The 21699-nt window shown below is 39.9% G+C and carries 19 protein-coding genes and 2 pseudogenes; 13 read left to right on the forward strand and 8 right to left on the reverse strand.

Going from position 1 to position 21699, the window contains the following annotated elements; genetic code table 11:
* The 6 genes and pseudogenes from AAC037_RS02325 to AAC037_RS02350 form a co-directional block, all read left to right on the forward strand.
* Positions 1-631: pseudogene (locus tag AAC037_RS02325) on the forward strand (SusC/RagA family TonB-linked outer membrane protein); the annotation flags it as partial.
* A gap of 4 nt (positions 632-635) precedes the next feature.
* Entirely contained in the window at positions 636-1511 is an 876-nt protein-coding gene (locus AAC037_RS02330) for a SusD/RagB family nutrient-binding outer membrane lipoprotein (protein ID WP_339901338.1), read from the forward strand.
* Complete coding sequence (locus AAC037_RS02335; RefSeq protein ID WP_339901339.1) at positions 1489-2124, forward strand: SusD/RagB family nutrient-binding outer membrane lipoprotein; 636 nt, start codon at positions 1489-1491, stop codon at positions 2122-2124. Before AAC037_RS02330 ends, AAC037_RS02335 begins: the two co-directional genes overlap by 23 nt.
* A 288-nt stretch (positions 2125-2412) precedes the next feature.
* On the forward strand, positions 2413-3681 hold the full coding sequence (dgoD, locus tag AAC037_RS02340; protein WP_339901340.1) for a galactonate dehydratase: 1269 nt from the start codon (positions 2413-2415) through the stop codon (positions 3679-3681).
* Positions 3682-3734: 53 nt separating this feature from the next.
* Positions 3735-5081, forward strand: coding sequence for an enolase C-terminal domain-like protein (locus AAC037_RS02345; RefSeq protein ID WP_339901341.1), 1347 nt, complete (start codon positions 3735-3737; stop codon positions 5079-5081).
* Between the two features lie 122 nt (positions 5082-5203).
* Complete coding sequence (locus tag AAC037_RS02350; protein ID WP_339901343.1) at positions 5204-5563, forward strand: four helix bundle protein; 360 nt, start codon at positions 5204-5206, stop codon at positions 5561-5563.
* A gap of 132 nt (positions 5564-5695) precedes the next feature.
* Here the strand turns inward: AAC037_RS02350 and AAC037_RS02355 are convergent, their stop codons facing one another.
* Complete coding sequence (locus tag AAC037_RS02355) at positions 5696-7204, reverse strand: sulfatase-like hydrolase/transferase (RefSeq protein WP_339901345.1); 1509 nt, start codon at positions 7202-7204, stop codon at positions 5696-5698.
* Between the two features lie 189 nt (positions 7205-7393).
* On the opposite strand from AAC037_RS02355, the gene truA reads away from it, so the two are divergent.
* The 6 genes from truA to AAC037_RS02385 all read left to right on the forward strand — a co-directional run bounded on the left by truA (position 7394) and on the right by AAC037_RS02385 (position 12452).
* A complete protein-coding gene (gene truA, locus AAC037_RS02360) occupies positions 7394-8188 on the forward strand; it encodes a tRNA pseudouridine(38-40) synthase TruA (protein WP_339901347.1) in 795 nt (264 codons plus the stop codon).
* 186 nt (positions 8189-8374) lie between these two features.
* Positions 8375-8896: a DUF4494 domain-containing protein gene (locus tag AAC037_RS02365; protein WP_339901349.1), complete on the forward strand. Its 522-nt coding sequence runs from the start codon at positions 8375-8377 to the stop codon at positions 8894-8896.
* 410 nt (positions 8897-9306) lie between these two features.
* Positions 9307-9663 carry a hypothetical protein gene (locus AAC037_RS02370; protein ID WP_339901350.1) on the forward strand — a complete coding sequence of 119 codons (357 nt, stop codon included), beginning with the start codon at positions 9307-9309 and terminating at the stop codon, positions 9661-9663.
* Complete coding sequence (locus AAC037_RS02375) at positions 9644-10003, forward strand: hypothetical protein (protein ID WP_339901352.1); 360 nt, start codon at positions 9644-9646, stop codon at positions 10001-10003. The genes AAC037_RS02370 and AAC037_RS02375 overlap by 20 nt, the downstream gene beginning before the upstream one ends.
* 231 nt (positions 10004-10234) lie before the next feature.
* A complete protein-coding gene (locus AAC037_RS02380; RefSeq protein ID WP_339901354.1) occupies positions 10235-11578 on the forward strand; it encodes a sugar porter family MFS transporter in 1344 nt (447 codons plus the stop codon).
* The gene (locus AAC037_RS02385; RefSeq protein WP_339901356.1) at positions 11571-12452 is read left to right on the forward strand and encodes a carbohydrate kinase; all 882 of its coding nucleotides are present in this window, start codon (positions 11571-11573) and stop codon (positions 12450-12452) included. Before AAC037_RS02380 ends, AAC037_RS02385 begins: the two co-directional genes overlap by 8 nt.
* 157 nt (positions 12453-12609) lie before the next feature.
* Here AAC037_RS02385 and AAC037_RS02390 read toward each other — a convergent pair whose 3' ends face one another.
* The 7 genes from AAC037_RS02390 to AAC037_RS02420 form a co-directional block, all read right to left on the reverse strand.
* Entirely contained in the window at positions 12610-13194 is a 585-nt protein-coding gene (locus AAC037_RS02390) for a porin family protein (RefSeq protein ID WP_339901358.1), read from the reverse strand.
* Positions 13195-13516: 322 nt separating this feature from the next.
* Positions 13517-14587: an alanine/ornithine racemase family PLP-dependent enzyme gene (locus AAC037_RS02395; RefSeq protein ID WP_339901360.1), complete on the reverse strand. Its 1071-nt coding sequence runs from the start codon at positions 14585-14587 to the stop codon at positions 13517-13519.
* A gap of 1 nt (position 14588) precedes the next feature.
* Positions 14589-15029 carry a GNAT family N-acetyltransferase gene (locus tag AAC037_RS02400; RefSeq protein WP_339901362.1) on the reverse strand — a complete coding sequence of 147 codons (441 nt, stop codon included), beginning with the start codon at positions 15027-15029 and terminating at the stop codon, positions 14589-14591.
* An 18-nt stretch (positions 15030-15047) separates the two neighbouring features.
* Positions 15048-16472, reverse strand: a complete 1425-nt coding sequence (locus AAC037_RS02405; RefSeq protein WP_339901364.1) for a sodium:solute symporter family protein — start codon at positions 16470-16472, stop codon at positions 15048-15050.
* A 161-nt stretch (positions 16473-16633) separates the two neighbouring features.
* Positions 16634-17383, reverse strand: coding sequence for a succinate dehydrogenase/fumarate reductase iron-sulfur subunit (locus AAC037_RS02410; protein WP_339901366.1), 750 nt, complete (start codon positions 17381-17383; stop codon positions 16634-16636).
* Positions 17384-17412: 29 nt separating this feature from the next.
* Positions 17413-19347 (reverse strand): fumarate reductase/succinate dehydrogenase flavoprotein subunit, encoded by a 1935-nt coding sequence (locus tag AAC037_RS02415; protein WP_339901367.1) that lies wholly within the window; start codon positions 19345-19347, stop codon positions 17413-17415.
* Between the two features lie 46 nt (positions 19348-19393).
* Positions 19394-20077 (reverse strand): succinate dehydrogenase cytochrome b subunit, encoded by a 684-nt coding sequence (locus tag AAC037_RS02420; RefSeq protein WP_339901368.1) that lies wholly within the window; start codon positions 20075-20077, stop codon positions 19394-19396.
* 479 nt (positions 20078-20556) lie between these two features.
* On the opposite strand from AAC037_RS02420, the pseudogene AAC037_RS02425 reads away from it, so the two are divergent.
* Positions 20557-21699 (forward strand): annotated as a pseudogene (locus AAC037_RS02425) (gliding motility-associated C-terminal domain-containing protein); the annotation flags it as partial.

A 21699-nucleotide genomic window follows, 5' to 3' on the forward strand; every position in this document is an offset into this window, starting at 1 on the left:
CACCTTTACCTATCTTCGGGATGATCAGGGAAGAATGGTTTTTGACGAAAACAGTGGCCGCCCCCTTAGAAATGACGAACCGCAAAACATGGGTTCTGTACTTCCCAAATACTACGGAGGTATTTCCAATACTTTCACCTATAAAGGATTAAGCCTGTACACGCTTATTGATTTTAAATTGGGCCACAAAATGATCGCCGGGAGAAATCAAAATTACCTGCGCCATGGCCTTCACAAAAACACCCTCAATGGCAGGGATCAAGGCTATGTAGTAGGTGATGGTGTCAATCCTAATGGAGAGATCAACACCACCCAATCTTTGATTCAACCCTTCTACGAAACCACCAATGTGCTGGGCATTAACGAAGACTGGGTAAGCAATGCCGGGTTTTGGAAGCTTCGACAGGTATCCTTGAGCTATGACTTTAGCAAACACTTGCCAGAAAACCTGTTTATCAAGCAGCTGCGCCTAAGCGGGGTAGCCAACAATGTATTGATCCTTAAGAAATGGACCCAAAACATGGATCCAGAAAATGTATCGGTCACCTCAGACAATGCCAATGGCATGGATTTTTGGCCTGCATTGCCACCAACCAGAAGTTTAGGATTTAATCTAAACGTAAAATTTTAAAACCATGAAAAAGCTAACAAAATATATTTTGAGCCTGATAATGGCTGTAGGATTTTTCAGTTGTGATGAGAAATTTGATGAAATCAACACCAATCTGGTAGATCCTACTTCTTTAAACCCAGTTTTTCTATTGAATCAGGGGATCTTAGACATGCGCTATAGAGATGGTGTAAGTTCTTTGCAGGACCTTTCCTACAATTTCGGGATTGTTCAACAAATCATCACCCCCTTTGGTAGCTCCCTAGCCGGAGCCAATTACAACCAACTGAACCTGGCCCGCTCCCAACATATCTGGCAAAACACCTACCGCAACGTACTAAAAAACACGGTGGATGCAGTAGAGAAAAGTAAGGAGGCCTCTGAAGACACCAACCTTTACCATTCTGCCAGAATATGGAAAGCCTATGCCTATATGGTTTTGACAGACTCTTATGGCGACATCCCCTACTTTGAAGGGGCCAAAGGATTCATCGAACAGATTGTGACACCAAAATACGATAGCCAAGAAACCATCTATATGGACATCCTAAAGGAACTGGAAGAAGCTACAGCCGGATTAGATCCCAACAACCCCTCTTCCTCTAGTGAAATTCTCTATGGAGGAGACCCATTGAAATGGAAAAAATTCGGCTATTCGCTGATGTTACGCGCAGCCATGCGCTTGACCAAAGTTGACCCCTCCACGGCACAAACTTACGTTTCAAAGGCCGTGGCCGGAGGCTTAATCTCCTCCAATGGGGAGAATGCCATCCTGCGCAACACATCCGTCTTCAATAATTATATAGGTGTTCATCTTGGTGCAAGGGAAAAAGCCAACTATTACCTTACCGAACCCTTTGTAGACCACCTCAAAAATAATGAAGATCCCAGGTTGGAATGATCGGATCACCCGTGACCCCGACTTACAGATAGGCATGCCCATGGGACATGATGACGTTTCCATCAATAGCGTATTGGATGAAAACGGAGTGGTGAGTCTTTGGGATTTCTCCCAAGCAAATATTTATACGGTGTTGAAAGTGGACTCCCCCCAGTTTTTTCTCACCTATGCCCAAAACCAATTGCTATTGGCTGAGGCTGCCATCCGAGGGTGGGTGCAAGGTGATGCTGCAAGTTATTATGAAGCCGGGATTAGGGCCAATATGGAGCAAATGGCCATGTACGATGCAGCTGCTTCAATTTCAGAATCCGCCATCAACAGTTATATTTCCAACCATCCTCTGGTAACTGAAATGGCACTGGAGCAAATCAACACAGAGTATTGGATAGCTTCTTTTCTCGATGGCTCTGAATTATTCGCGAATTTCAGGAGAAGTGGCTACCCTACCTTGGAGCCCAATCCCTATGCAGGTTCTGAAATCACTGGAGATTTTATCCGAAGCATGCCTTACCCTGATTCAGAAACGGTCGTCAACCGATCTAATTTACAGGAAGCCATCAGCAGACAAGGCCCCAACAACTTAGACAGAAGAGTTTGGTGGGACCAACCTTAAGCATTTAGGCGTACTTGCCAATAAAAGTCAGGTGCGCCTAACTAATTTTTCTGAAAATTAAATTTATTCCATAGAAGGTTTTTAATAGTTTAAATTGTACACTAAATTTTAACTTTCTTTTTCACTTTAAAAAACGTCAAAAAAAGAAGATTAATTAGGTATTCAGGTTAACCACAAAACACAAAAATTAAACATGCTGTTCTTTTTTTGATACCTACGACTTTAAGCAACCTTTGGATAAAACAATTAATCTAAGTCATAAAAACGCAAACAACAACCCAATAATCGATGAAAAAAACTAAAAAAAAGGTGACACGAAAACCTGCCGGAGCTCAAGTGAGCAGGAGAAATGCCATACAGTCTGTATTAGGGCTGGCAGGAACAGGCCTTCTTCTCCCACTTTCTTCTTACGCAGAAAAACCAAGTCCAACCTCCTTTAAAGAAGGAGAGGTAAGAATCACCAAACTGGAAACATTTTTAGTAAAACCACGCTGGATTTTCCTCAAAATTCACACTGATGCCGGAGTAGTAGGGTTAGGTGAACCACTTTTAGAAGGCCGTGCCCTCACCATCCAAACCGCCATCAAGGAGCTGGAACCTTACCTGATTGGCAAGGACCCAAGGCGTGTGGTGCATCATTGGCAGGCAATTTACCGCCATGCTTTTTACAGAGGAGGCCCAATTTTAACCTCAGCACTTAGCGGCATAGACCATGCATTATGGGACATCAAAGGAAAACTCCTGGGCGTACCTGTTTATGAACTTTTTGGAGGCCCTACGCGAGATCGGGTAAGGATTTACGGTAGGGCCTCCAACGCTGAAGACATGAAAAAGAGAAAACAGGAAGGCTATACCGTCATCAAAACAGGGGTTGCTAAAAAACAGCCTGCAAGGATTGTAGAGAACCCTGCATTTATTCAATATGCTGCTGATAATTTCGCTTCACTTAGGGAAGCGGGAGGACCTGAGATGGACATAGGGATAGATTTTCATGGCTCCATTTCCCCACAGACTGCCAAGGTGCTCATCAAAGATTTGGAACAATATCAGCCCATGTTTGTAGAAGAGCCCTGCCAAGCACAAAATGTGGATGTGATGGCAGAAATTGCCAGAGGGACCCATCTCCCTATCGCCACAGGGGAAAGGATATTCACAAAGTGGGGTTTTCGGGAAATTTTAGAAAAAGGAGCTGCTGCCATCGTTCAGCCGGATCTCTGCCATGCCGGAGGACTTACCGAAGGCAGGTTAATTGCCGGAATGGCAGAAGCTTATTATGCCGCCATCGCACCCCACAATCCTATGGGTCCCATCTCCTTAGCTTGCGGGTTGCATTTGGCTGCGAGTGTCCCCAATTTCCTTGTGCAAGAGCAAGTTACTTTAGGTGAAGGTTATTTAAAAACTCCATTCAAACTGGAATCTGATGGGACAGTGCTTATACCCAAAGGTCCCGGCTTAGGAATAGAACTAGATGAAGACGCTTTGGCAGACAAAATAGGCCATGACTGGACCAACCCTCAATCCTATGATCCTAGAGACGGATCAGTAGTGGACTGGTAATCTATCAATATCCATAAAAATAAGACAAACTCAAATCAGACCATCAATAAAAAATGAAAGAAAAGGAAAACAATACCAGAAGGAATTTACTGAAAGGGTTGGGACTGGGCACCATGGCCGGAATGTTAGGCATGTACCCAAAGGCCAAGGCTGCCACTGAAAAAGAAAAACCTGCTTACCTAAATGGTTTACCTCCATTAAAGATTACCAATGTAAAGGCCATTGGTCTTGCCCCCAGCGGGTCTAATTTAATTGTCATCAAAGTAGAAACCTCAGAGCCCGGTCTTTATGGCTTGGGCTGTGCCACATTTACGCAGAGGGCATTTGCAGTGATCACTGCCATTGAGAAATACCTCAAGGATTTTTGTGTAGGAAAGGATGTTGACAATATAGAGGACATGTGGCAGGCTGCCTTTGTAAGCTCCTACTGGCGCAATGGCCCGGTACTTAACAACGCCATCAGCGGACTTGACCAGGCTTTGTGGGACATAAAGGGCAAGCGGGCCAATATGCCCGTTTACCAATTACTGGGAGGAAAATGCAGGTTTGCCATTCCATGTTACACCCATGCCAGTGGCAACACCCCCGAAGAAGCAGCCAACCAGGTTTCCTCTTATATGGAAGAAGGATATCGCTATGTAAGGATCCAGCAAGGAGGTTATGGAGGTGCAGGCATATCCGGTGAACCAGACTTTAAAAAGCAAGGATTTGCTAGGGATACCGATCAATACATGGATCAGGGAAAATACAGGAAAGATGTTCCTAAGTTATTTGAAACCGTAAGAAGGCAATGTGGAGAGGAAGTAGAGTTGTTGCATGACATTCACGAGAGGCTAGATCCGATTGATGCCATCAATGTAGTGAAAAGTGTGGAGCCCTACCATCCGTTTTTTATTGAAGATCCATTCTCTCCGGAGCAGATGGAATGGTTCAAACAATTAAGAAATGCCACTACCGTTCCTTTAGCCATGGGTGAACTTTTCAACAATATCAACGAGTTTAAGGAGCCCATGACCAACAGATTGTTTGACTATATTCGAATTCATATTTCGCAGATTGGCGGTATTACACCAGCCATGAAAGTGGCTAGATTGGGTGAGTTTTATGGCATCAAAACAGCTTGGCATGGACCGGGGGATGTTTCTCCTGTCGGTCATGCAGCCAATGCACATATTGATTTGGCCATTTGGAATTTTGGAATACAGGAAGCCGCCAGAATATCTGATTTATCCAGAGAAATATTCCCGGGATCCCCAACCATGAAAGATGGCTATATGTGGGTAAACGAAGTGCCCGGTCTCGGTGTGGACATCAATGAAAAACTTGCTGCCAAATACCCCATGCATACCAATTCAAGATGGACAGTCAGGAAGTTTGATGGGACGATTATTAGGCCTTAAGAAGGAGAAGGTATGTGGTGATCTGTGATTGGGTGATAAAGTGATCGGTGATAGGGTAACGAGAATAAATCTCACCACATCACTTGATCACCACATCACCACATCACCACATCAAATTTACCATGAAACAGGAAGATTTCAATGAAATATTCAGGGACCGAACCAAAATCTTGGCTTTACAGATAATAACTTTATTGGGTGAACTTAAGCACAGCGATGCCTTAGGGGTAATAAGAAAGCAATTGATTAGATCAGTAACCGCCACTGCCGCCAACTTTAGAGCTGTCTGCAGGGCAAGGTCTGAGAGAGAACGCTTCGCTAAACTTTGCATAGTGGTTGAAGAAGCCGATGAAACCTTATTCTGGATAGAGATGATCACAGAAGCAGGATTTATTTCTAAAGAAAAAATGACAGAAAGCTATAAAGAAGCCGAAGAAATCCTCAAAGTGATGGCCTCCTACAGAAAAAAGTTAAAAGGATAAAACAGTAATGGAATGGACGTGTGAGAGCAATCGAATGATCAAGCGAGAACTACATCACCCCATCACCAAATCACTCCATCACCCTATCACCACATCACAAAATCCCCAAATCCCCCATCACCTCACCTCACCTCACCTAAAATACCCCCTATTTACCGTTACTTCTTTCAATAAAGGATCGTTTATTTCTCTCATTTTATCCAATATTTTTTGATGTAAAACAGCAACTATCTCTTTCACCGCTTCTCTATTATCATGGATAAGATTAATATTTTCTTCAGGATCTAGGGCAATATGAAACAATTCATCCCGGCTAGGGTCCATAAAATCCCTCACCAATTTCCACTCTGGGGTTCGATAACTCCTCAGAAAAGAAGTTGCATAGTTTACCATGCTGTATTCTGCATAAAAATCATTGTCCCAGTCAACTACTTCTTCTCCTTTAATCAAAGGCAGCAAACTTCGACCCCTGAGTAGATGTTCTGAAGAAGATGGGAGCTCCACTCCTGCCATCTCAAGTAATGTTGGATAAATATCCAAGACAGAAATGGTCTGATCAACTTTTCTCCCGGCTTTAGCTACCCCTTTCCAATACACAATGGCAGGTATTTTTAAAGAATTATCGAAAAGATTGGGTCGATAGCCTTCGTTAATGTTCTCGGTTTTCTTTGGAATGGTTTTGGTAATCCACTTCCCGTTCCCTTTATGCTCTATACCATTGTGTCCCATATTGTAACCATGGTCAGACATAAAAATCACAATGGTATTGTCCATGATTCCTTTTTCTTCCAAAGCGGCGATCAGCCTACCCACATTTCTATCCATCCCCGCAGTACTAGCCAGGTATTCCTTCATGCGCCTTTTGGCTTTTTCAATGTTTAAATCAGGGTAGTTTGGATTAGGAAGCACAGGGTCTAAATTTTCAAAAGGTACCCAATCATCCTCAGCCACCGGCAACCATTGACTGTGAGGTGCTCTAGTATTGTAGCATAAAAGAAAAGGATTCTCTGATTTATTCTTTATAAATGAAATGGCATGATCTGCCAAAATATCAGTGGTCAGTCCCTGAACGGTCTTCAATTTACCCTCAATCTCAAGTTCAGGGTCTACAGGACTGGCACCACCACCCGTAAGTCCCATAAAAAAATCAAACCCATGATTCTTAGGGTGAAACTTTTCTCCTTCTTCCGAAGACCAATCTCCCAGGTGCCACTTCCCTATCAAGCCGGTGTGATATCCGGATTTTTGTAACTTTTCTGCAAAAGTTATGCTGCTAGGATCCAAACCAGCATTTACATTAGGATCATATTTTAGCTTGCTATGATTAGGGCTTACGATAAAATCCAAAATATTGTATTCGCTTGCATAGCGACCTGTCATGATACTTGTCCGCGAGGGACTACAAACAGGTGTGGTCGTAAAAGCATTTAAAAAAGTCACTCCTTCTGCTGCCAATTTATCAATATTGGGAGTGTAGGCATTAGGATCTCCTGAGGCGCCAAAAGCCCAAGGAGCTTGGTCATCGGTTAATATAAATAATATATTGGGCCGTTCATCTTTGTTTTGGAAGGGATAAACTTCCTGAACGTTCAACAACAGATAACAAACAGCACCTATAATCTTAATAACTTTGGAATTCATTCTTAACCTATTATTTTTTTTGATCCTTCTCTCACCGAATGGGAATGTGTATTTTCCCAAAAACTAAAACAATTTCAATTTAGTGATATAAAAACACAAACCCTCTCCTCAACCCATCGAGGGTACTATGTAAAAAAATCCTTTCGAAACCATTTTGGCATTTACTCCTTCAATTTATAGCTTTGCAGCATGCAGACCAAGCCTTTTAAATACTTATTCAGGATTCAATATTTAGGCCTCCGTTATCATGGATGGCAGGTCCAAAAAGGAGTTAAGACAATTCAGGGCACCTTAGAAAAAACTTTCCGTTATGTACTGCAACATGAAAACTTTAAAATATTAGGATCAAGCCGGACAGACGCAGGGGTTTCTTGTTTAAATGGGGCTTTTGAATTGTTTTTACCAAATACAGTAGATCCAAATAGCTTGGTAGACCCATTAAACGATATCTTGCCGGCAGACATTAGAATTATAGAAGGGTTCGAAAGCAAATATGACTTCAATGTAATTCAAGATGTGAGCAACAAAACATATGGCTACTATTTTACTTTTGGTCCAAAACCACATCCTATGTTTGCCGGTTCAGTGGCTTATGCCGGCAAATCATTGGATTTAAATATTATGAATGAAGGTGCAGCGCTATTTAAGGGGACACATGATTTCAGGAGGTTCTGCAGCCAAGGAAAAAATACGCATGATTTTATAAGAAAAATTACCTACTCCCAAATTGATGGCCCACCGGAGGATTATGCTTTCCTTCCAAAGGAAAATAGTAAAGTTTTTAGGGTTAAAGGCAGCGGATTTCTAATGCATCAGGTAAGAAGGATGGCTGCATGCCTTGTCTCTTTAGGAAAAGGTGAAATAAAACTGAACGATATTGAGGAGGCGCTTATCAGTTCGGCAAAAACTCCTATTAGTGCCAAAGCTCCTGCCAACGGCTTAATTTTAGAAAAAGTATCTTTTGTTGGTGACAAATTTGAATAAATCGCAAAGAAAAGATTAGATAAACCAAGGCATAAATAGTTGGTCTTATATAATGGCCCCTTTAAGGGAATTATAAAAAGACATGACTATTAATTCCAGTAATTTCTCGGATTTTTTGCAAAGGTTTTTTTGTTTTTAGGATTTCAGATTACCTTCGTAACTTCATCGTAAAGAAGAAATACAGATATGAGAACATGGTTTTTGTGTAAGGTAAAGTATGCCAAAGAAAATGAAGAGGGACTTCTCAAGAATGTCTCAGAACAATATTTGGTGGATGCGGTTTCATTTACAGAAGCTGAGGCTAGAATATACGATATGCTTGGCAGTGTCATCAGAGGGGATTTCCAGGTAACAAGTATCAGCAAAAGTAATATTGTTGATGTATTTTTCTTTGATGATGTGGACGTATGGCACAAATGTAAGATTACTTATATAGTGACTGACGCAGACAGCGGCAAGGAGAAAAAAGTGACGCAGTACATGCTGGTCACTGCACATAATGTCAAAGAGGCCTACGATCGTATTTATGAAAGCCTAAACAATATGCTTGTAAGTTTCAATGTCCCTGATATTTCAGAAAGTCCCATTGTAGAGATTTTTCCCTATGAAAAAGATGACGAGGAACTAAATCCTGCTATCCCTGATAATTTAAAGCCACTTTCGGAAGTGGAAGAAAGCAGTGAGAAAGTAGAAGAAAACCAATCTTAATAATAACATTAAACCTTTATGGCTTAATGGACCCCTGATAAAAATCACCTATTATGTCATAAAAAAGCACAAACCGAGGAGGCTTTAGCCTTACCTCGGTTTTTTTTTCTTTACAAGCTCATTCCCCTGATTTTTTTTTATTTAGCTGGCCATCAGGTTATACTAGTAAATTTCCCCTAAGAGGATTTCATTCTTGCAACCCCACTTTCTATATACTTAAGGAAAAATAAATTACTTTAAACACCTATTTTAATAAGCTTATCGATCTATTTCGAGTAAATTATCGTAATTAATAAATGACTTGAAAATTAAAAATCAAAATGTTTTTACCTAATGCGAAATACATTTTGCTTTATATATTTAGAAGTTATTAGTAACTTGTCGGGAGTATATTGAAAAAGTTCGATTTTATGAAAAGTTTAGTATCATTTTTAATTTGCATCTTTTTATTGTCCGTAAACTCAATATTTGCCCAGGATAACCGTACCGATAGGGTTGGGATTGGGGTTGGACCATCTTTTATGTATGGGGACAATACGGGGGTTCACAGTAAGTTTAAATTTAAGGTTCTACCTGCCCTTTCTCTTGATTACCAAAAAAAGATCAATGCTTATTTTGATGTTAAAGGTACCATAGGTTGGCAATTGGTAAACAGTGGCGACCATTATAATCAAGAACAAATAGATATTATCGCAGCAGACAATCAACCGCATGCTTTTTCCGGCAGTGTTTTTTTTTGGAGATATAATGCCTATATATCATTTTAACCCGAATTTAAGCGGTTACATCCCTTCTTTAATTAAAGTGTACAGTGGTCTAGGCTTAGGGTACATCTATTCTAGTCGGACAGATGAAAGGCTCATTCTTAATGGCGCTCAGAGACGTACTGAAAGTTATAAGGCATCTGATTCAGGAATCTACATTCCATTTAGGATTGGGGCTTTCAAAGACCTCCAATCTGATGCTGACATTGGCCTAGAAGCTACCTTTATTTACAGCCCTTTTAGTGAACTTGATGGAAATGATCTTCAGCAAAAACGGGTCAGTGCAGATATGCTGATGCAATTTCAGTTTTATTATAGAATACATATTGGGCGGAGGTATTAACTGAGGTCCTTTTGACATCGGATTCCCTGTAAAACGGAGATCAAAAACTAGCTTTCCCCATAATTAAAACATGGTTCTTAAGTAAACCTCACCTTACTTGTCTCTTTTTTTTGATGCCTAATAAATCAATTATGGTATATTAATCCCTACTTGCTAAACTTAAAATCAAATATATTTTTTAAAAAGCCCATATCTTTCTAGATTTAAAAAATCTTCACACCCCGATAACCTATGAAAATTAATAGTTATGTTTTGTTTCTCTCCCTAGTAGCAGCCTTGGGAGGGTTTTTATTTGGTTTTGATACTGCTGTAATTTCCGGTGCAGAAAGACAGATTCAAGAATTATGGTCATTGAGTGACTGGAGTCATGGATTAGCCATAGCTATTGCACTGTACGGTACTGTTATAGGTGCTTTATTTGGAGGAATACCAGCCGACAAATATGGAAGAAAAACATCGCTGATCTGGATCGGAGTACTCTTTTTTGTTTCGGCATTAGGTTCAGCCATCGCACCTGAAATATATTCATTTATGTTCTTCAGATTTATTGGAGGATTAGGAGTTGGGGCCTCATCAGTTGTGGCCCCAATGTACATTAGTGAAATATCTCCAGCTAAAAACAGAGGACAATTGGTAGCTTTGTACCAGTTTAATCTTGTTTTCGGAATTTTGATGGCCTATTTATCTAATTACTTAATTGATTTAAATATTGAAACCAATAGCTGGCGGTGGATGTTGGGCATGGAAGCTATACCGGCCTTAATCTACACCTTATTGGTGTTTAGGGTACCTTTGAGTCCTCGGTGGTTAATTGCCAAAAAAGATGATTTCGAAAATGCTGAAAGAATTTTAAAGAGAACAGATCCTGAAGGTGTTGAAGAGGCGGTGCGACTTGCCATAGAAGAGAAAAAACTCAACAGAGCTCAAGTAGGTTTTATGGCACTGTTCAATAGAAAATACATTAAAATCACTATGCTGGCAATTCTCATTGCTTTATTTAACCAGTTGTCCGGTATCAATGCCATTATCTATTTTGCTCCAAGAATTTTTGACATGGCAGGAATCAGTGCAGAAAGCGCATTATTGTCCACTGTAGGTATTGGTGTAACTAACATTATCGCTACCATGTTGGGGCTTTTCTTAATTGATAGAATTGGAAGAAAAAAATTAATGTACATTGGCTCTTTCGGTTATATTATATCCTTACTCCTTATTGCCTATTCATTTTCGGGTGCTCAAATTAATAATACCTTCTTGCCCATTTTTGTATTTATGTTTATCGCCTCCCATGCCGTTGGTCAGGGAGCAGTTATATGGGTATTTATTTCGGAAATTTTTCCTAACGAACTTAGAGCCCACGGACAATCAATGGGATGCTTTACGCATTGGATACTAGCTGCAATCATCGCTAATGTCTTCCCACTCATGGCTAATCAATTTGGCCCGGTAGTGATTTTTGGATTCTTTGCCTTTATGATGGTACTACAGTTATTATGGGTATTTACCAAAATGCCAGAAACAAAAGGTCGATCCCTAGAAGAGATTCAACAAGAATTTATAAAAGAAAATGGTTAAAAAAATAATCTGCTTTGGCGAAATGTTGTGGGATGTCTTTCCTAAAGAAAGCATTGCGGGAGGAGCACCTATGAATGTTGCCTTACACTTACAACATCTTGGATTGGATGTAAAAATGATCTCCAAAATAGGGGATGATAAATCCGGACGTAAATTACTATCCTTTATAGAAAAATTTGGAATGTCAGAAGATTTGATCCAAATAGATAATGAATTTCCTACAGGAAGTGTACTTATCAATGACGAGGATAAAGAGAATATTAAATATGAAATTGTAAAACCGGTAGCTTGGGACCATATACAATGGAATCAGCAAATTGACAGAGAAAGCAGAATTGTCGATGCTGTTGTTTTTGGCTCTCTCGCTGCAAGGGACGAAGAAAGCCGACAAACGCTATTTAAAATTCTGGATTCTCCGGTTTTGAAAATTTTGGATATCAACCTACGCCCACCCTTTTATACAGCAGACTTGCTTGATAAGCTATTAACGAAAGCGGATATTCTCAAAATAAATGAAGATGAACTTACACTTTTGGCTAATTTTTACGACCTACCCAATCAAATGGATGGTGCTTTAGAAAAGCTAAGTGAGCTATTTTCGTTTGAATTGGTTTGCATCACTTTAGGAAGTAATGGGGCCGCTATCTATCAAGACGGAGAAATCATCAAACATCCCGGTTATCCTGTTAGTGTAAAAGATACTGTAGGTTCAGGGGATGCTTTTCTAGCAGGCTTTATCTATAAATACCTTAGCAAAGAGTCTCTGGAAAAAACCTTGGATTTCGCTTGTGCTTTGGGTGCTTTGGTGGCTACATTTAATGGTGGAACACCACAATATAAGGCCGAAGATATCCGGTCAATAATGGATATGTAAGAGACAACCCCCCGAAGATAAATTAACGGGGGGTTATTTTCTAAGATACCAAAACCTAAAACAAATGGAAATAATGACGCTAATCCATTTAACCCAATGATGGGATCAGGTGTATTGTTAGGGATTTATAACAATAAATAACAGCAATTTCGTAATCTTAGAAACTAATTCCTGCAGATAATTTAAACCCTCTGTTGTAAACAGATGCATCTGAATCTTTAAATACAGGGTTTATACCAAAATCATAACTTGCTTGTAAATTAAAGCCTTTAGGTAAGTTATATCCCACACCTACTACCACCGCTGCATCGAAATCATTGATATTATCCGTGTCCCATCCATAGGTATTACCTAAAGCGTCTGCCTCAAAGCTTGAGCCTACCAATACTGAAGCCTGTGGGCCAAAAAACAAATTCACCCCATCTGTAGCATAAATCCTAAACAACACCGGCAACTCTACATAGTCTAAAACAGCGCGGGAATTGACCATGTCATCATTTTGGGTACCTTTTACCGAATAGTACAAACCCGGCTCGATGGAAAACCTTTCTGAAACAAAACCATTTCCATAAAAGCCTGCATGAAAACCAACTCGATTATTGTAATCATTGCTATTTACATCCGATCCTCCCCATGTAAACAAATTTGCTCCCCCTCTAAGACCAAATCCAGAATTGCTCTGGCCGTGAACTGCAACTGTTCCTATTAATAAAAGTGATAATAATAATCCTAGTTTTTTCATAGTTATATAATAATTGGTTTAGATCATCTTAAACCAATTCTATGCCAAAGCGCATGTTTCACTTTATTCACTTAAGGAAGGGTAAATTCTGATCGTCAAACATCCGGCGATTAAGAATGGAATTAAAAAATTGAAATCAGCCGTATCAGTAATAAATATATAGGAACAGATAAAAAATCAACGAAAACTATAAAATTATTATTCCCTGTAGAGCAAGGATACAAATGAAAGAAGACACCCAGGTATATATAAAAAAAGTTTCTTAGCTATTAGATTCGTTGAGGGTGAATAACGAATCGCAACAACTAAGAAACTGTACCAATTAAACTACTCTTTTTTCTATATAGCTAGAGTTTAGGATGGCGAGTGCCCCCATGTATTTCAGCTGAAACTTAATCAAGTCACCAACCTTGTATTTTTTGGGATTTTCTCCAAGATTAATAATAATCATATCTGAACTCGCTCCTAAAATCTCAAAGGCGCCATCGTCGGGCATGAGGTATTTGGGATCTACATCTAAAAGTCCCAAATCCAAAATGGCTCTATAGGAAGATTTTCCATATAATGATTCATCAATTTCTGTAACCTCACCTTGAGGATTGGATGCCAGGGTTCCTGTGGGAAGCAAAGGCTTCTCCTGCATTTCAATAATCTCAGCCAAGAGTTCGAATACATTCCCATGCATTCCATCAATCGTTTTTTCCTCCACCAAGTCTACACCAAAATAAAGCGTTTCACCAATCCTAAAATGATTAACTCCTTTAGGCAATTGCTTGCGCAGCATAAGTGGAATGGTAACTGAGGTTCCCGCTGACACCCAGGGAATCTTTTTATTGAATTTCAACTCAATAATTTGCTTGTAGAGAGATAGCTGAATCAATTTATCTGCAGAAGGAAGCACGCCATTCAAGCAGTTCAAATTGGTTCCCAATCCGATAATCTCAAGATTTGGAAGGTCAAAAACTTTGGCATAAAAATCCAGCAGATGGTCTCCCATCACTCCTTCCCGAAGATCCCCTGTTTCTACCATGATGATGATTTTATGGCTCTTTTTCTGCTTAACAGCCTCCTCACTTATCCACCGAATGGTATTAAGCTCACTGTTTAGGCTGACATCCGCATACCTAACCACATCTCCAAGATTTCTTTTTGAGGGTGGCTTGATATAAACAGTCTGAACATCAGCATTTAATTCTTTCACTTTGGCCAGGTTACTAATTCGGGAATCGTGGATTTCACTGGCCCCCATGTCTATTAGCTCCTGCAAGTACATTCTATTTCCACAAAGAATTTTAGACACTACACCCCATGACACTTCATTAGCATCAAATTCTTTCTTTAGAAATTCAAAGTTTGATTTGAGCTTATCCCTGTATAGATTTAAATATGCCATATTATTTTTTCAACCTCATTTCCAGGTATTTGTTAGTAAAGCCAAGTTTTTCATAGAGAATTTTTGCCGGATTATCCGGTTCAACATGTAGCGCAATATCACCATGTGCCATATCAATGGCTGTTTTCATCAGTTTTTTACCTACTCCTTTTCCTCTCTGTGAAGCGTCTACGGCTATATAAACAAGAATATTTTCGGGGATATATCCCGACATACCGGTTTTATTAACGATCACCGCACCAACTATTTTACCCTCTTCCCTAGCTAAAACTGTAAAACCGCCTTTATCTCCGGCCTGATCTAGTGCATAATCCAGACATCGCATAATGTCATTTTTTGGATCACCATATTGCTCTAGGTGCTCAAATAAGAAGTCGGCAATTTCATTTTTCTGCAAGTAAGTGGCATTGTCTATGGCCGATAGGGTTTCTAAGGTAATCATTTATGTTCTGTATTTAAATTAAATTTTATGTAATCTTTTATCGAACCTAAAAACAAGCAAAAACACTGCTAAAGATGCAAAAACGCCAAAAAAGTTAGGATCAAGACCAAATGGCAGGGTCAATTTTAACAAAGAGAGCACCGCCGTGGTTCCTCCCCCTATAATCATTGAAGTCAAAGCCGCTTTTGGAGAGCGCATGTTCCAAAAAAGACCTGCAATGATTGGCACAAAAAGGCCTGAAACCATAAAGGCATAAGAATACAACATGAGCTCTAGTACATTGGTCATTTGTAGCGCAATAACAAGTGCTACCACGCCTATCAAGAGGGTAAACAACTGGCTAATTCGCATCACAAATTTATCCTCTTTGGTTTTGAGTATTTTCCCAAATATGTCGGTGGTCAGATTTCCGGAAGCAGCCATCAGACATGAGTCTGCGGTAGAAAGTACTGCTGAAAAATATGCAGACATCATCAACCCCATTATTCCGGGAGGTAAAACAGTGCTTAAAAGAATGGGTAAGCCCATCTCCGGATCTAAAGTTTCCAAACTCTCTACAATCAACCCTTGTTCGAATGCAACCTTGGCTAAAAGCCCTAAGGACACTCCCATAAAGGCCATGATAGGCCATTCAAATAATCCGGCTATAAACCATGCTTTTTTGGCAGACTTTTCATCTTCACTTGCAAATATCCTTTGATACAAAGTCATCCCAACAAACCAAATAGGCAAAATGGTAATCCCCCAATTGGCAAAGTCTTGCCAGCTCAAATTGGTGAGGGAAAAATATTCATCCGGCAATGTACTTCTGATGGCATCCCATCCACCGACATGGAAATAAGATATAGGTAGTCCTATAAAAATAAATCCCGCCATTAAAACTATCCATTGAACAGTATCGGTATAAATCACCGCTTTTAACCCACCAAGAACTGTATATACAACCGCTATGATGCCCATAATAAGTAGGGCCATATTTAAATCCAAGGTAGGAAAGGTTCCCGAAGCCAATTTCGCTCCGGCTAGCAATTGGGAGGAAGTAAATCCCAGATAGCCAACAAAAGAAATAATGGCAGCCGCTATCCCCACCTTCTTATCAAATAAATATTGGAAAATTTGAGGCAAAGTATAGAAATTCTCAAAGGCAGGATTGGATCTCACTTTTGGTATCAACAGAACAGCGGCCATCCAGGCCCCTAAAAGGCCTGTAAAGAGCATCCAGCTACCGGATAAACCCATCATAAAACCCAAGCCTCCCAACCCCACAGAAAAGCCCCCTCCAACATCAGTGGCAACTACTGAGAGCCCGATGTGCCAGCTTCCAATATTCCGACCTCCTACATAGTAGTCATCCTGACCAGTATTCTTTCGCATAAAGTAAAAGCCTACACCAAGCATTAAAATCATGTAGACAATGAAAATAGATAAATCTATAAGTGACATTTAAATTTGGTTGTTTGATTAATAGCCCTCCATAGATAAAATAAATACTTACAATTCCTAATGTCTTCGTCTGGAATTGCAAGCATTTATCATTAACTAACCATGGATAGGCAAAAAAAAAGACCGGGAGCCCGGTCTTTCATATAATATTTTAGAGAATTTTAGCTTTTATCTGTACTGACAGAAGCAGCAAAATACTCTCTATTCATTCTAGCTATATTACTCAAGTCAATTTCTTTAGGACATTCGGCCGAGCAGGCACCCGTATTGGTACATGCGCCAAATCCTTCTTCGTCCATCTGAGCGACCATTTTTTCTGCACGTTCCCGCTTTTCAACTTTTCCCTGAGGCAATAGCGCCAATTGAGAAACTTTGGCAGAGACAAACAACATGGCAGAAGCATTTTTACAAGCTGCCACACAGGCTCCACAACCGATACAGGTAGCCGAATCAAAAGCCTCATCCGCAATAATTTTTGGAATAGGAATCTCATTGGCATCAGGTACTCCACCGGTATTTACCGAAACATAGCCTCCTGACTGTATGATTCTATCAAAAGAACCTCTATCTACAACCAAATCTTTAATGATAGGGAAAGCATTGGCTCTCCATGGCTCTATCGTGATGGTATCTCCATCTTTAAAAGAGCGCATGTGCAATTGACAGGTAGTGGTCTGAGTGGGCCCATGAGGCTGTCCATTGATATACAGTGAACACATTCCACAGATACCTTCCCTACAGTCATGGTCAAAATGAACAGGGTCATCTCCCTTTTCTGAAAGGTCTTCATTCAGAACGTCTAACATTTCTAAGAAAGACATATCTGCAGAAATTCCACTTAATTTATATTCTTTAAAACCCCCTTTATCAGATGGGTTTTGTTGCCTCCACACTTTTAATGTAAGATTCATATTATGATGAATTTTATAGGTTCAATCAATTATTTGTAGCTTCTCTGTGTAAGCTTAACATTTTCAAAAACAAGATCTTCTTTATTCAAGATTTCTTCTTTTCCTTCACCCGAGTACTCCCAAGCAGCTACATAGGCAAATTTCTCATCATCTCTCAAAGCCTCTCCTTCAGGAGTTTGATACTCTTCTCTGAAATGACCACCACAAGACTCTTCTCGATGCAAGGCATCTACTACCATTAGTTCTCCTAACTCTAAGAAATCAGCCACTCTATGGGCTTTTTCTAAAGAAAGGTTCAGCTCCTCACCGGTACCAAGCACTTTTACATCAGACCAAAATTCTTTTTTCAGTTCCTTGATCATTTCTTTTGCCTTGGAAAGACCTGCAGCATTTCTTGCCATTCCACAATAGTTCCACATGATCTTTCCTAATTTTTTGTGGAAATGATCTACAGTTTTACTACCGTTGATGCTTAACAAATTCTGAATCTTGGCCTTAACTTCCTCCTCACATTTCTTGAATTCAGGATGATCTACCGTTACTTTTTCATTTGGATGCTTGGCCAAGTAATCACCAATGGTATAAGGGATCACAAAGTAACCATCTGCTAAACCTTGCATAAGGGCAGAAGCTCCGAGACGATTGGCACCATGATCAGAGAAATTAGCCTCTCCTAGGGCATACAATCCGGACACATTTGTCATCAAATTATAATCTACCCAAAGACCTCCCATGGTATAATGGACTGCCGGATAAATCTTCATTGGTGTTTTGTATGGGTTTTCACCTGTGATTTTCTCATACATGTCAAACAAGTTGCCATATTTTCCTCTCACCGCATCTTCTCCATCTCTTAAAATAGCATCCCTGAAGTCAAGGAAAACTGCTTCTCCTGTTTCATTGACACCCCGACCGTCATCACAAACATATTTTGCGTTTCGTGAGGCTACATCCCTAGGCACCAAGTTACCAAAGGAAGGATATTTTACTTCAAGGTAATAGTCTCTATCCTCATCTTTGATGTCTTTAGGCGCTATTTCTTTTTTTCTTAATTTTTCAGACATTTCCACCGTCTTGGGAACCCATACACGTCCATCATTTCTTAATGACTCGGACATTAGGGTAAGTTTAGACTGGTGGTCACCTGAAACCGGTATACAAGTAGGGTGAATTTGCGTATAACAAGGGTTGCTGAAGTAAGCACCCTTTTTATGCGCCCTCCATGCAGCTGTGACGTTAGACCCCATGGCATTGGTGGAAAGAAAAAACACATTACCATAACCACCGGTACAAAGCAACACTGCATCTCCACTATGGGATTCAACTGCACCTGAAATCAAGTTTCTTGTAACTATTCCTTTTGCCTTACCATCGATGGTCACCACATCCATCATTTCTGTTCGTGGATAAAGTTTTACTTTGCCATTGGCTACTTGGCGGCTCAAGGCAGAATAAGCTCCCAACAACAATTGTTGTCCTGTTTGGCCCCTGGCATAAAAGGTCCTGGATACCTGAGCCCCACCGAAGGACCTATTGGCCAACAAGCCACCGTATTCTCTTGCAAATGGAACACCTTGGGCCACACACTGGTCAATGATATTTACAGACACCTGTGCCAGACGATATACATTGCCTTCTCTGGAACGGTAATCACCACCTTTGATGGTGTCATAAAATAAGCGGAACACTGAATCACCGTCATTTTGATAATTCTTAGCAGCATTTATCCCTCCCTGCGCAGCAATGGAGTGCGCTCTTCTAGGACTGTCCTGAAAGCAAAAAGCCTGCACATTATATCCTAATTCGGCAAGAGAAGCCGCAGCTGAGGCCCCGGCCAAACCGGTACCTACCACTATAATATTGTATTTTCTTTTATTGGCCGGATTGACCAACTTAACGTTAAACTTATGATTGGTCCATTTTTCAGCCAAAGGACCATTGGGTATTTTTGAATCAAGTTTCATCAATATTCAAATTTAATTTCCCTTTAATTTCTTAATTGTAGTCTCCTTAGCTTCCCTGAATAAACATCACAATGGGAATCAATGCAAACAATGCAGGAACTATTATGGCAAATGCCAATCCCAGCTTCTTGATAAAAGGGGTGTATTTTGTATGATTAATTCCTAAAGTTTGAAAAGCACTTGCAAAGCCATGTGATAAATGAAATGCTAAAACACCCATACTTACCACGTAAAAAATCACGTAAAGAATATTTTGGTAAGCAGCTGATACAATGGCAAAGCTGTCTTTGTAACTCACTCCATCATAGGTAACCATCGGCACTTCACCAAACTTCAATTCATACCAAAAACCTCTCAAGTGAACCAAAAGGAAAATGAAAATCAAAGTTCCCAGTATCCCCATACTTCTGGAGCTCCATGTACTATTCTCTGAAGCTTTTGAAACGGCATAGCCAATAGGCCTTGACTTCTTATTGTGTCGCGTGAGAATAACCGCATACACAGCATGTAGAAGAATAAAACCAAAGTTTAAAATTGAAACAACTCTGATTAAAGGATTCGTTGCCATTGTTTCTGCATAGATATTAAATGACTTTCCCTCGTCCGGTAAAATCAATTGTAGGTTACCGGCAAGGTGAACCACCAGAAACAAAATAAGAAATAATCCCGTTAGGGCCATCAATAATTTTTTGCCCAGCGTACTATTTAAGGTTTTAGATACCCAACTCATATAATTTTTCGTTATTACGGTTTGATCTTAGTAATGAGGCCAAATTTACATTTGTAATCAATAGCAAACAATCAATCATCTGTCAATCACCTTATTTTAAATAGTTCTAAATAATCAGATGTAAATAAAAATTTGCGATAATATTAACCGTTATTTATTCGTTTTTGTTTGGTTTCTTCTATACATCTGGAAAGAAAGCCTTAATGATCAGGCGCCTTTGAATGTACTATGAAGTTTATTTACAGCATACCCTCCTCAATATTGACAAAAAAAGGCTTGGAAAAAAAAGTGAATCAAATGAAAACTAAAGAATAATAAATACCACAGGGAGTGAAAAATTCACTATAAAGCTATAATTTAGGGTAACCATTGAAAAAATAAAAACGTTTTGATCTAATAGAGTGGTTTTGAAGGGATAATCTTTAAAAATACAAAACCAAATAACTTGACTAGAGCAAACCGCTGAAATATACCAAAATATGAAATATTGTTACTTTCTTTTGGGCTTAATGGCCTTGATGCTAAGCACAGCCTCTTCTTATGCCACCCACATTAGAGCGGGAGAGATCATTGCCGAAAGAGTCTCTACTCAAACCCTGACCTATAAAATCACAGTTGTAGGTTATACAGACACACGGTCTTCAGTCATTTTTGGTCCAGGAAAAATAGATTTTGGCGATGGCAGGTCTGAGGTATTGAATACAGAAAATGATTTTGACGTTACTGAGAACTTGGGAAATAATATAGAAAAAAATGTCTTTGTTATCACACATACCTATCAGGGACCTGGGAATTACACCATCAGGTTTATGGAACAAAACCGGAATGCGAATACTTTAAACATGGATCAATCTGTAGACACTCCTTTTTATATTGAAACCATGATTAATATTGACCCCTTTTTAGGTGTCAATAATTCTCCGGTTCTTACCATTGCCCCTGTAGACAATGGTGCCGTCAACCAAACCTATATTCACAATCCGGGAGCTTATGATCCTGACGGGGATAGTTTGGCCTATGTGCTGGACATTCCCAAACAAGCATTTCAACGCCAAGTAAACAATTACAGAAGCCCTGCTTCAAGTGAATTTAGCTTCACTAAACAAGATGGGTCCACTCCTCCCATATTGGAATTAGACCCCGTTACCGGGGATTTAATTTGGGATGCTCCGGGCATTGCAGGTCAATACAATGTTGCCTTTAGAATTGAAGAATGGCGCCTAGTCGCAGGGGAATGGACGCGAATCGGCTATGTACTGCGAGACATGCAAATTATTGTCGAAAACACGGACAATCGAAGACCTGAATTAATCATGCCGGATGATATATGTGTAGAAGCGGGTACTGAAATAACAGAGATTTTTCAAGGCATGGACCCTGATGGAGATCCAATATTAATTGAGGTCTTTGGAGACCCCATTGAAATCACCTCTTCACCAGCCACCTATAACCCTATCTCAACCTTTCAATCTTCTCCCGGCATTGTTAATTTCCAATGGCAAACTGTATGTAGTCATGTCAGGGCCCGAACTTATCAGGTAAGGGTGAGAATTGCGGATGATCCTGATTCCGGGCCATCTTTGATCGATATTAAAACCTGGAATATCACAGTAGTGGCTCCT

Origin of the sequence: uncultured Cyclobacterium sp. (genome assembly GCF_963976465.1) — a bacterium.
Taxonomy (GTDB): Bacteria; Bacteroidota; Bacteroidia; order Cytophagales; family Cyclobacteriaceae; genus Cyclobacterium.

Bases quoted from the DNA above. Each gene is read 5' to 3' on its own strand.
- AAC037_RS02330 (WP_339901338.1), top strand. From the start codon at position 636: ATGAAAAAGCTAACAAAATATATTTTGAGCCTGATAATGGCTGTAGGA.
- AAC037_RS02335 (WP_339901339.1), top strand. From the start codon at position 1,489: ATGAAGATCCCAGGTTGGAATGATCGGATCACCCGTGACCCCGACTTA.
- dgoD (WP_339901340.1), top strand. From the start codon at position 2,413: ATGAAAAAAACTAAAAAAAAGGTGACACGAAAACCTGCCGGAGCTCAA.
- AAC037_RS02345 (WP_339901341.1), top strand. From the start codon at position 3,735: ATGAAAGAAAAGGAAAACAATACCAGAAGGAATTTACTGAAAGGGTTG.
- AAC037_RS02350 (WP_339901343.1), top strand. From the start codon at position 5,204: ATGAAACAGGAAGATTTCAATGAAATATTCAGGGACCGAACCAAAATC.
- AAC037_RS02355 (WP_339901345.1), bottom strand. From the start codon at position 7,204: ATGAATTCCAAAGTTATTAAGATTATAGGTGCTGTTTGTTATCTGTTG.
- truA (WP_339901347.1), top strand. From the start codon at position 7,394: ATGCAGACCAAGCCTTTTAAATACTTATTCAGGATTCAATATTTAGGC.
- AAC037_RS02365 (WP_339901349.1), top strand. From the start codon at position 8,375: ATGAGAACATGGTTTTTGTGTAAGGTAAAGTATGCCAAAGAAAATGAA.
- AAC037_RS02370 (WP_339901350.1), top strand. From the start codon at position 9,307: ATGAAAAGTTTAGTATCATTTTTAATTTGCATCTTTTTATTGTCCGTA.
- AAC037_RS02375 (WP_339901352.1), top strand. From the start codon at position 9,644: ATGCCTATATATCATTTTAACCCGAATTTAAGCGGTTACATCCCTTCT.
- AAC037_RS02380 (WP_339901354.1), top strand. From the start codon at position 10,235: ATGAAAATTAATAGTTATGTTTTGTTTCTCTCCCTAGTAGCAGCCTTG.
- AAC037_RS02385 (WP_339901356.1), top strand. From the start codon at position 11,571: ATGGTTAAAAAAATAATCTGCTTTGGCGAAATGTTGTGGGATGTCTTT.
- AAC037_RS02390 (WP_339901358.1), bottom strand. From the start codon at position 13,194: ATGAAAAAACTAGGATTATTATTATCACTTTTATTAATAGGAACAGTT.
- AAC037_RS02395 (WP_339901360.1), bottom strand. From the start codon at position 14,587: ATGGCATATTTAAATCTATACAGGGATAAGCTCAAATCAAACTTTGAA.
- AAC037_RS02400 (WP_339901362.1), bottom strand. From the start codon at position 15,029: ATGATTACCTTAGAAACCCTATCGGCCATAGACAATGCCACTTACTTG.
- AAC037_RS02405 (WP_339901364.1), bottom strand. From the start codon at position 16,472: ATGTCACTTATAGATTTATCTATTTTCATTGTCTACATGATTTTAATG.
- AAC037_RS02410 (WP_339901366.1), bottom strand. From the start codon at position 17,383: ATGAATCTTACATTAAAAGTGTGGAGGCAACAAAACCCATCTGATAAA.
- AAC037_RS02415 (WP_339901367.1), bottom strand. From the start codon at position 19,347: ATGAAACTTGATTCAAAAATACCCAATGGTCCTTTGGCTGAAAAATGG.
- AAC037_RS02420 (WP_339901368.1), bottom strand. From the start codon at position 20,077: ATGAGTTGGGTATCTAAAACCTTAAATAGTACGCTGGGCAAAAAATTA.